Raw genomic sequence first — 10,602 nt, forward strand, 5'->3', positions numbered from 1 at the left:
AAAAGCCTCATTTGCAGGCCGTCAGGGCTGAATGCCGATTGGCTCGAGCATCGGAACCGGCCTCTCGTGCGGGGCGGGTCCGTTTCGGTTCCCCCCGTCCCCGAAGCGCGCTAGGGTGGCGGCGTGACAAGGGATAAGGACCCGGCGGCCCATGATCTTGCCGTGATCGGCGGCGGCGTCAACGGCTGCGGCGTGGCGCGCGATGCGGCCGGTCGGGGTGCGCGGGTGCTGCTGCTGGAGCGCGGCGATCTGGCGCAGGGCACCTCCTCCGCCTCCACCAAGCTGATCCATGGCGGGCTGCGCTATCTGGAGCATCGGGAATTCGGGCTGGTGCGCGAATCGCTGGCGGAGCGCGAGCGGCTCTGGGCGATCGCGCCGCATATCGTCCATCCGTTGCGCTTCGTGCTGCCCTGGGTGCCGGGGCTGCGGCCGCGCTGGATGCTGCGGCTTGGCCTCTTCCTCTATGACCATATCGGCGGCCGACGCGCCCTGCCGCCGACCGAGAGCATCGACCTGCGCCGTCATCCGGCGGGCCGGCCTCTGAAAACCGGCTTCGGCACGGCCTTCGTCTATTCCGACGGCTGGGTGGACGATGCGCGCCTGGTCATCCTGAACGCCCGCGATGCCGCCGACCGGGGCACGGAGGTGCACAGCCGGACGGAGGTGCGGCGGCTGGAACGGGAAAGCGGCGGCTGGACCATATATGCGCGGGCGGCGGACGGAACGATGCCGCGCTTCCGCGCGCGCGCCGTGGTCAACGCCGCCGGGCCGCTGGCGCTGGACCTGCTCCATCGCGCCCATGGCGAAACGGACCGCCACATGCGGCTGGTGCGCGGATCGCATATCGTCGTGCCGCGCCTGTTCGACCATGGCTTCGCCTATTTCTTCCAGCTGCCCGATGGCCGCATCTTCTTTGCGCTGCCCTATGAGCGGGACTTCACCCTGATCGGCACCACGGATCGCGATCATCGGGGACCGGTCGACGATGTCCGGCCCGATCCCGACGAGATCGCCTATCTCTGCGAAGGGGCGAACCGCTATTTCCGGAAGAGCATCGCGCCGCAGGATGTGCTGTGGTCCTATGCCGGGGTCCGCCCGCTGGTCGACGACGGTTCGGGAAGACCGGAGGCGGCGACGCGCGGCTATCGGCTGGAGCTTGATGCGCCGGACGGAGAGGCGCCGCTGCTGAGCCTGTTCGGCGGCAAGATCACCACCTATCGCCACCTCGCCGCGGAGGCGGTGGCGATGCTGAAGCCCTTTCTCCCCAGCCTGTCGGGCGGCGACTGGACCGCGAAGGCGGCGCTGCCGGGCGGCGACTTCCCGATGCAGGGGCGCGACCGGCTGATCGCGGACCTGGGCTGCGACTATCCTTTCCTGGACTATGCCTCGGCGGAGCGGATCGCCTGCGCCTATGGCACCCGCGCCTGGGAGTGGCTGGACGGGGCGCGGGACATGGCGGCGCTGGGCGCGCATTTCGGTCATGGCCTGACCGAGGCGGAGCTGCGCTATCTGGTGGCGCGGGAATGGGCGATGACGGCCGACGACATATTATGGCGCCGGACGAAGCTGGGGCTGCGTCTGGATGCGCGCCAGACGGCGCATGTCCGGGAATGGCTGGGGGAGAAGGCATGAGCGAACGGCCGATATTGGTGCTGGACGAGGGCACGACGTCGACGCGGGCCATGCTCTATGCGCCGGACGGGCGGCGGCTGGGCATGGCGCAGGCGGACCTCAGCCAATATTATCCGCGGCCCGGCTGGGTCGAGCATGATGCGGCGGAGATCTGGGACAGGACCCTGGCCTGCGCGCGCGACATGGTGGCGCTGGCGGGCGGGGCCGACCGTGTCGCCGCCATCGGCATCACCAACCAGCGCGAGACCGTGGTCGCGTGGGACCGGCGGACGGGCGAACCGCTGGCCCCCGCCATCGTCTGGCAGGACCGCCGCACCGCCGATCATTGCGCCGCCCTGCGCGAGGCGGGCGAGGAGGAGGCGATCCAGCGGCGGACGGGGCTGGTGATCGATCCCTATTTCTCCGCGACGAAGATGCGCTGGCTGCTCGATCATGCGCCCGCCGTGGCGGCGGCGGGCAGCGCGCTGGCCTTCGGCACGGTCGAAAGCTGGCTGATGTGGAAGCTGACCGGCGGCCTGCATGTCAGCGACGCCAGCAACGCCAGCCGCACCCAGTTGATGGCGCTCGACGCCGCCGATTGGGACCGGGGGCTGTGCGACCTGTTCGGCGTGCCGCCGCATGCCCTGCCGGAGATCGTCGACAATATCGGCCCCTTTGGCGAGACGCAGGACCAATGGTTCGGCCGGCCGATCCCGATCCGGGGACTGATGGGGGATCAGCAGGCGGCGACCATCGGCCAGGCCTGCCTGACCCCCGGCGACGCCAAGGCGACATTGGGCACCGGCGCCTTCGTCCTTGCCCATATGGGGACTAGCGTGCCGGTTTCGCGGCACCGCCTGCTCGGCACATTGCTCTGTCGGCTGCCGGGCGAGACGAGCTATGCGCTGGAAGGGTCGCTGTTCGTCGCGGGCAGCCTGATCCAGTGGTTGCGCGACGAACTGCGCCTGATCGCAACGGCGGAGGAAAGCGAAGCGATGGCCCGTTCGGTGCCGGACAGCGGCGGCGTCGCCATGCTGCCCGCGCTCGCGGGGCTGGGCGCGCCGCACTGGCGCGCCGACGCCAGGGGGGCGATCCATGGCCTGACGCTGGGCACGAAGCGGGCGCATATCGTGCGCGCGGCGCTCGAATCGCTGTCGCACCAGCTTCACGACCTGGCTGGCACATTCGCGGCCGACGGCATGCCCTGGCGCGCCCTGTGCATCGACGGGGGGATGAGCGCCAATGACTGGATCGCGCAGGACCTGGCGGACATTCTGCAGCTGCGCGTGGATCGCCCCGCCGATGTGGAGACGACCGCCCGGGGCGCGGCGATGCTGGCGGCGGTGGGCGCGGGCCTGTTTCCCTCCCTTGCCGCGGCGGCGGGGGCCATGGGGGCGGAACGGCGAAGCTTCGCCCCGGCCCTGCCGGACGATGTCAGAGGCGAAAGGCTGGGGCGATGGCAGGCATTGCTGGCGTCGGCATGATTTTCCCCTGTGTAAAATCATCATCGTGAGTATATCTTAACGATAAGCGTCTAGGGCGGGGCGAACATGCAGACGTCTCTTCGACATCCTTCTTCCCGCGTGGAACCGGTTGCCCTGGGTTGCGCCTATTTCCTGGCGGCGTCGCTGGCGCTTGCCAGTTCACGATTCGAAGGGGGATTGGCCTTCATCTGGGGCGCCAACGCGCTGTTGATGGCCTATCTGCTGACATCGCGAACCGCTTCCTGGCCCTGGGCGCTGATTTCCTGCGGCATGGCCAGCGCGCTGTCGACCGCACTGTGGGGGATGGGGACGCTCGCCGCCGTGCCGATGGCGGGCATCAACCTGCTGGAAGCGCTGATCGTCGCGCTGATCTGCCGCCGCTTCGCGCGAGGCGGGAAGTTCGCCGGTTCGATGCAGCCGCTGTTCGTCTTCATCCTGGCGCTGTGCGGTCCGGCCAATCTGATCGCGGGCCTGGCCGCCGCCACGGTCGCGTCGGCGCTGACGACGGTGTCCTTCGGCGCATCGCTGCTGCAATGGTATACCGGGCATGTGCTGGGCGCGCTGACCTGCACGCCGATCCTGATGATGCTGATGCAGGGCGAATTGCGGCGCTGGTTCGGCCAGACTTCGCGCAGGGGCAAGTGGGAAGCGCTGGCGCTGCTGCTGCTGTTCGCGCTGGCGACCGCCTTCGTCTTCTACGCGGCGCGCTATCCGATGCTGTTCGCGCTGCTGCTGCCGATGGTCGCGATGGTCTTCCGCCTGGGCAATCTGGGCGCGGCGGCTTCGGTCATGATCCTGGCCATCATCGGCGGCATGGCGACCATGACCGGTCATGGGCCGCTGTACATGATCCCCGGCACGCTGGGCGAACGGATGCAGTTCTTCCAGCTTTTCCTGGCCTTCAGCTTCCTGCTGTCGATGCCGATCGCTGCGGAGCTGAACAGCCGCCGCCGCCTGTTCCAGATGTTGCAGGAAAGCGAGGCCCGCTATCGCGCCATTGCGGAAAATAGCGGCGACGTGGTGCTCAACATCAGCGTTGGCGGCGTGATCGAATATGCCTCCCCCGCGGCGGCCGAACAGATCGGCTGCGCGCCGGAACTGCTGGTCGGGCAGGACGCGGCCAATCTGGTCGACCCGGCGGACCGGGAACAGGTGATCGCGACGCTGGACCGGGCGCTGGAGCAGCCGGGCGAGGTGCAGACGGTGGAGTTCCGCCCCTTCATCTCCGCGCAAGGCAGCGACTGGTGCGAGATGGTGGCCCGCGCCGTGGTCGACGAGCGCGGCCTGCCCACCGGCCTTGTCAGCACGATCCGCGACATGTCCCGGCACAAGGCGCGGCAACGCGCGCTTCAGCAGGTGGCGGCGCTGGATTCGCTGACCGGGGCGGACAGCCGCCGGGCCTTCCTCGAAAAGCTGGAGGAGGAGATGCTGCGCGTCCGGCATGGCGCGCGGGCCTGCCTGCTGCTGATCGACATCGATCATTTCAAGGCGGTCAACGACGGCTATGGCCATGGCGCGGGCGACCGCGTGCTGGCGGGCTTCGTCGAGCGGTTGCGTCCCGGACTGCGCAGCGTCGACAGCATCGGCCGTCTGGGCGGCGAGGAATTCGCCATCCTGCTGAGCGGCACCGACGTCGTGCGGGCGAGCATGATCTGCGAAAGGCTGCGCGAAATGGTCACGGCCCATCCGGTGCAGATCGATTCGGGCGAGGTGATCCCGGTGACGTTCAGCGCGGGACTGGTGGCGCTGGGCGGCCAGAGCGAGGGGCAGGCCGTGCTGGAGGCCGCGGACAAGGCGCTCTACAACGCCAAGCATAGCGGACGCAACTGCCTGCGATTGGCGGCGTAAGGTCAAGATCCTGACCCTTGCCGCGGATGCTCTCCGCGCGAACATCCCTGCGCCCTTCGACCAAAGTAGTGCCTGTTCCTCCTGTCTGAACCGGGCTCTTGCGGGCCGCGCCCTTGCTTCGAGCATCCGCGCAGGCGCCGCCTGCGGCCTGGAGCCATGCGTCCCTTCCTCCCAAGGGAGGAGGCCCTAAGTCCAATTTCCGCCGCGCCCTGCCGGCATCAATCTCTCTTCAGCCGGGGGCATTGACCGGCACAAAAGAGGGAGGATGTTATGAAAAGGACGCTGCTCCTCGCGAGCGCGGCCATGGGGCTGCTTTGCGCGACTGCCACGCCGGCGATGGCCGGGACCACCGCCGATCTGCTGAAGCGGCTGCATGAAAAGGGAATCCTCTCGGACGAGGAATATCAGGAACTGCTGAAGAATGAGAGCGCGGAGGCGGCAGCCGCGCCGGCCGCGCCGCCGGTGACGCCGGACGCATCGGGCGGCGGTCGGAGCGTCCGCATGACCGACAGCGGCGTCGGCTTCGAAATGGGCGACGTCACGCTCAAATTCTCCGGCTCCGTCAACGGCTTCTACGTCCATGACAATGGCGAGGCGCCCAGCGCCACCAACAGCGTCGTCGGCGGCGTGGCGACGGTGGGCGGCAAGAGTTCGGCCATCCGCAACGGCCTGCTGCCCGGCTTCCTGAAGGTGGAGGTCATGACCAGGCAGGGCGGCTGGGACGTGGGCGCGCATTTCGGCATGTATCCGGGCATCAACTCCGTCAGCTATGCGGGCAGCGGCGCGAACAGCCCCGGCAATCCGCGCGGGCTCCAGACGGCGGGGATCGATTTCCGCCAGACCTACCTGACCTTCGGCCGGCCGGGCTTTGGCGAGGTGAAGATCGGCCGCGACATCGGCCTGTTCGCCTCGGAGCAGATCCTGAACGACATCACCCTGCTGTCGTCGGGCACGCCGGCGGGCAATGTCGCGCCGTCCAACACCACGCTGGGGCGGATCGGCGTCGGCTATATCTACACCGATTTCCAGCCGCAGATCACCTATACGACGCCCAGCTTCAGCGGCTTCACCGCCAGCGTCGGCATTTTCGAACCGCTGTCCTCGCTGACCGGGCCGGACGAGGCCAACAAGGAGCCGGGCTTTCAGGGCAAGCTGGTCTATGACGGCAAGTTCGGCGGCGTGGGCACCCGCCTGTGGGCGGCGGGCATCCGGCAGAAGCATGATGTGATCGCCGGACCGGACTATACGAGCTGGGGCTGGGACGCGGGGGCGAAGGTGACGGTGGGGCCGCTGACACTGGTCGGCACCTATTATGACGCTTCGGGGCTGGGCACGACGGCGCTCAACCTGTTCGACACCGATGGGCTGGGCAACAAGCGCGACAGCCATGGCTTCTATCTGCAGGGGCTGGCGAGCTTCGGGAAATTCTCTGTCGGGGGGAGCTATGGCGAGAGCAATCTCGACTATGCCAATGCCGCCGACGCGCTGGCGAACCCGACGCTGGTGGACAAGAATTCGAGCTGGGTGGGGCAGGTCCGCTACGGCCTCACAAGCTGGGTCACGCTGCTGAGCGAATATGTCCACACCAGGTCGGAAGCGCATAACGGCAATCAGGCCAGTTCCGACGCCATCGCGGCGGGGGCCATCCTGTTCTTCTGATCCCGACCGAAGGAACAATGTCACGGGGCGGGGCCGCATCCTAACAGGGATGCGGCCCCATTTTCTTGGCTGGACAATGGCCTGGCCGTTGAGGAACAAAGAAGAAGAGGCACGGGGATGAGGAAGGGCATGTGGCTGGCCGGCGCGGCATGGGCGATTCTGGCGGGGCAGGCCACCGCGCAGAACGCATGGGCGGATACCGCCGGCGCCGATCCGGACCGGCAGCCGATCGTCGTCACGGCCCCCGGCGGCGCGATCGATGCCGACGATGCGCTGCGCCTGACCGGCGCGGACATCAGCCGCGCGGGGACGCCCGATCTTCTGGGCGCGCTCACCCGGTCCATCGCCGGCGTCACCCTGCAGGACGCCCAGGGCAATCCGTGGCAGCCCAATCTGGTCTATCGCGGCTTCACCGCCTCCCCGCTGCAGGGGCAGGCGCAGGGGCTGGCGGTCTATCTCGACGGCGCGCGATTCAACCAGCCCTTTGGCGACACGGTCGCCTTCGACCTGTTGCCGGAGGCGGCGATCCGCAGCCTTACCCTGTTCGACAGCAGCGCCGTCTATGGCCTGAACGCGCTGGGCGGGGCGATGGTGATCGACACCAAGACCGGGACCAGCGATCCGGGGCTGGAGGCGAGCCTGACCGGCGGACGCTTCGGTTCGCGGGAGGCGAGCGTGGCGGGCGGGTTCCGGAAGGGCGATTTCAGCGCATTCGGCGCGTTCCAGTACAGCCATGAGGATGGCTGGCGCGACCATTCGCCCTCCACCCTCCATAATGGCTATGCCGATCTGGGTTTCGACACCGCGAGCGGCGGGCTGCATCTGAAGTGGATCGGCGCCGACACGGACCTGACGGGCAATGGCGTCGCGCCGGTCGAGTTGCTGGCGGTTGACCGGCGCGCCGTCTTCACCTGGCCGGACAATGCTAGGGCGCGCTATGGCCGGATCAGCCTGCATCCCTGGGTCGCGCTGGGGGAAGGGACGCGGATCGAGGGCACGCTCTATGCGCAACGGTTGAAGCTGCGCACGGTGAACGGCGACGCCGCCGACATAGAGGGGTGCGAAGACGGGCTGCTCTGCCTGGAGACCGTCGAGGGGGCGGACGAGGCGTTGCTGACCGATGCGGACGGCCGCACGATTGCCGATGTGCTGGGCGGCGAGGGCTATGGCGTGCTCAATCGGGGAAGGCTGGACAGCCGGGCGATGGGCGTGCTGGTCCAGATGATCGACGAGCGGCCGCTGTGGGGCGGGCGCAATCACCTTGCCATCGGCATGAGCTATGACACGAGCCGCAGCCGCTTCGGCGCCTCGACCGAACTGGCTGCACTGACGGAGGATCGCGGCGTCGAGGGGCTGGGGCCGGCCATCGTGCAGGCGGACGGCGCGATCGGGCCGGTGGGTCTGGTCGCCCATGCCGGCTATTGGGGGCTGTTCGCGCAGGACCGGCTGCCGCTGACCGACCGGCTCTCGGCGGAGATCGGGTTGCGCTACAATCATGTGGCGATTGCGATGCGCGACCGGATCGGCACGGCGCTCAACGGCGATCATCGGTTCAGGCGGCTGAACCCCGGCCTTGAACTGGATTACCGGCTGACGGAGGGGCTGAACCTGCGGGTGGGCTATGCGGAGAGCAATCGCGCCCCGACGCCGGCCGAACTGTCCTGCGCCGACGAGAATGCGCCGTGCAGCCTCGCCAATTTCTTCATCGCCGATCCGCCATTGAAGCAGGTCGTCGCCAGGAGCTGGGAAGCGGGCGCGGGCGGGCAGGGCCGATGGGGCGGGTTCCGGCTGGAATGGCTGTTGTCCGCCTATCGCACGCGCAACCGCGACGACATTCAGTTTGTCGCGTCGGCGATTCGAGGGCGCGCCTGGTTCCGCAATATCGGCGCGACCCGGCGGCAGGGCGTGGAATTCACCCTGAAGGCGGTGCGCGGCGGCCTTTCGGGGGCGTTCAGCTATGCCTTCACCGATGCGACCTACCGCCATGACCTGGCGCTTTCCAGCCCCGCCAATCCGGCGGCGAACGGGGACGGGGTGATCTTTGTCCAGCCGGGGGACCGGTTGCCCGGCATTCCGCGCCACAGTGCGACGCTGTCGCTGGATTATGCCGGGCGCGGCTGGTCGGTCGGCGGCGACCTGATCGCGCGGACGGGGCAATATCTGGTGGGTGACGAGGGCAATGACCAGCCGCGGCTGAAAGGCCATGCGCTGGTCAACCTGCGCGCCGGGATCGACATGGCGCCGGGGGTGACGCTGTTCGGGGAACTGCGCAATGCGTTCGGCCGCAAATATGCGACCTTCGGCACGTTCAGCGACGTTGGGGAGGTGGAGATGGCGCAGGCCCCCGATGCGTCCAATCCGCGCGCTTATGGGCCGGGCGCGCCGCGCCGCTGGTATGCGGGGGTGAAGGCGCGATTCTAGGCCTTGATGACGGGCTGGTCGACCAGCGGTTCCGGTTGCGGTGTGGCGACGAGGCCGATCGTCATCATCTCCGCGAAGTTCGCGTCGTCATGCCATTTGCGCGCGGCGGCAAGGGCGGCGTCCTGCGCGTGGCGGGACATTTCGGCGCCCGCGCGGCGTTCCCACAATTCCGCCTGTTCCCTGAAGAATTCCGACGTGGGCATCGCATCCTCCCCCTTTTCGACCAGCGCCCGAACGCGCGAACGGGGCTTTGGTTCCGGGGGCGGATCAGCCGGGCCGGTCGATGCGGGGCAGCAGCCGCGCCTCTAGTCCCGGATAGAGGTGGGAGACGCTGCGTTGCAGCTCATAACGCGCCGCCGCCATGGTGGAGAAGCGCGCCGGGATCGGCAGTTCGCCCGCCTCCACCATGTCGAGGCCCGACTGCACCGCCTGCGTCAGCGTTTCTTCCAGCCAGTCGATCCAGTCGCGGGTCTGGGCGATGGCGGCCCTGCCCCCCGCATCGAACGGGCCATGGCCGGGGATCAGGCCGCCATGCGGTTCCCGCGCCAGCCGGTCGAGACTGGCGCGCCAGCCGGGGAGGTCGGCGGTCGGCGTGCTGGGGGCGCGGTCGTGGAAGACGAGGTCGCCGCCGATCAGAACGCCGCTGCGTTCTTCGAGCAGCGCCAGGTCCGCGCCGCTATGGCCCGAAAGCGCCAGCAGCCGCAGCCCGCGCCCGCCGAACTCCTCCCGTCCGGCGGCGATCGTCAGGCCGGGCAGCACCAGTTCGGTGCCGCGCATCCAGTCGTTCAGCAGCCGGTACATGGCGTCCGAATAGCCGCGCCCCTCACGCGCCAGAGCCTCTATCGTGCCGGGCAGGGCCGCGACGATCCGGGGATCGAAGGCGGCAATGCCCATGCCATGATCGGGATGCAGATGGGTGACATAGACGCGGACCACCGGCTGGCCGGTCAGTCCCTCCGCCACCTTGCGCAGCGCCTGTCCATAGGCGAGCGACGGGCCGCAGTCGCACAGCACTGTTCCAGCGGGCGTGGCGATGATGGCGATATTGGCGATGGCGCCGCCATTGGCCGGCTCTATGGGGGCGTCCGCGCCGTGGATCATCCAGATGCCGTCCGCGACCGCGACGGGGGCAATCGCATAGCTGCGCCGCGCCTGCGCGGGCATGGCGGCCAGCGCCATGCTCCCCGCGATCAGCCTGCGCCGGGTCAGCATCATCGCGGCAGGGGCGACTGGCGCGCGACGGCCAGCGCCGCGTGATAATCGCGTCCATTGGTGTCGCGGGCATCGACGGTCAGCATGTCGCCCGCCGCCGCATGGGGGATCAGGGTGATCGCCGGATCTTCCGCGACCGAGGCCCAGATTTCCATCCGGCCCAGTTCGCGACCGGCGCCGTCGCTGACGGTCAGTCGTTCCAGATGATAGGTGGGAATGGCGTCGACCAGCCCGGTGTCCATCGGGTGCCGGAAGTTGAGGCGAAGGCGGCTGGCGGCGACCGGCCCCGCGACAGGCCAGGCCTCGCCCCTGATCTCGCCCAGATGGTCCGCCCAGTCGCCCTTGACCCGGCTGACCGGGGGCGTCG

Annotated in this window: 8 protein-coding genes; 5 read left to right on the plus strand and 3 right to left on the minus strand. The window is 68.7% G+C overall.

Annotated elements, in window-relative coordinates:
* Positions 1–123: 123 nt before the first annotated feature.
* The 5 genes from A0J57_RS19045 to A0J57_RS19065 all read left to right on the plus strand — a co-directional run bounded on the left by A0J57_RS19045 (position 124) and on the right by A0J57_RS19065 (position 9,023).
* Complete coding sequence (locus A0J57_RS19045) at positions 124–1,632, plus strand: glycerol-3-phosphate dehydrogenase (protein WP_061940198.1); 1,509 nt, start codon at positions 124–126, stop codon at positions 1,630–1,632.
* Positions 1,629–3,095, plus strand: coding sequence for a glycerol kinase GlpK (locus A0J57_RS19050; protein ID WP_061940196.1), 1,467 nt, complete (start codon positions 1,629–1,631; stop codon positions 3,093–3,095). The genes A0J57_RS19045 and A0J57_RS19050 overlap by 4 nt, the downstream gene beginning before the upstream one ends.
* Before the next feature lie 66 nt (positions 3,096–3,161).
* Positions 3,162–4,943: a diguanylate cyclase gene (locus A0J57_RS19055; RefSeq protein ID WP_061940194.1), complete on the plus strand. Its 1,782-nt coding sequence runs from the start codon at positions 3,162–3,164 to the stop codon at positions 4,941–4,943.
* A 270-nt stretch (positions 4,944–5,213) separates the two neighbouring features.
* Complete coding sequence (locus tag A0J57_RS19060; RefSeq protein WP_061940192.1) at positions 5,214–6,602, plus strand: porin; 1,389 nt, start codon at positions 5,214–5,216, stop codon at positions 6,600–6,602.
* A gap of 117 nt (positions 6,603–6,719) precedes the next feature.
* A complete protein-coding gene (locus A0J57_RS19065) occupies positions 6,720–9,023 on the plus strand; it encodes a TonB-dependent receptor (RefSeq protein ID WP_061940190.1) in 2,304 nt (767 codons plus the stop codon).
* On the opposite strand, the gene A0J57_RS19070 is transcribed toward A0J57_RS19065, so the two are convergent.
* From A0J57_RS19070 to A0J57_RS19080, 3 genes are all read right to left on the minus strand, one after another.
* Positions 9,020–9,226, minus strand: coding sequence for a hypothetical protein (locus tag A0J57_RS19070; RefSeq protein ID WP_044661024.1), 207 nt, complete (start codon positions 9,224–9,226; stop codon positions 9,020–9,022). The genes A0J57_RS19065 and A0J57_RS19070 overlap by 4 nt on opposite strands.
* A gap of 64 nt (positions 9,227–9,290) precedes the next feature.
* Positions 9,291–10,238 (minus strand): quinoprotein relay system zinc metallohydrolase 1, encoded by a 948-nt coding sequence (locus A0J57_RS19075; RefSeq protein ID WP_061940188.1) that lies wholly within the window; start codon positions 10,236–10,238, stop codon positions 9,291–9,293.
* On the minus strand, positions 10,235–10,602 hold a 368-nt coding region (locus A0J57_RS19080), incomplete at its 5' end, for a thiosulfate oxidation carrier complex protein SoxZ (RefSeq protein WP_201030955.1). The genes A0J57_RS19075 and A0J57_RS19080, both read right to left, overlap by 4 nt.

Origin of the sequence: Sphingobium sp. 22B (genome assembly GCF_001580035.1) — a bacterium.
GTDB lineage: Bacteria > Pseudomonadota > Alphaproteobacteria > Sphingomonadales > Sphingomonadaceae > Sphingobium > Sphingobium fuliginis.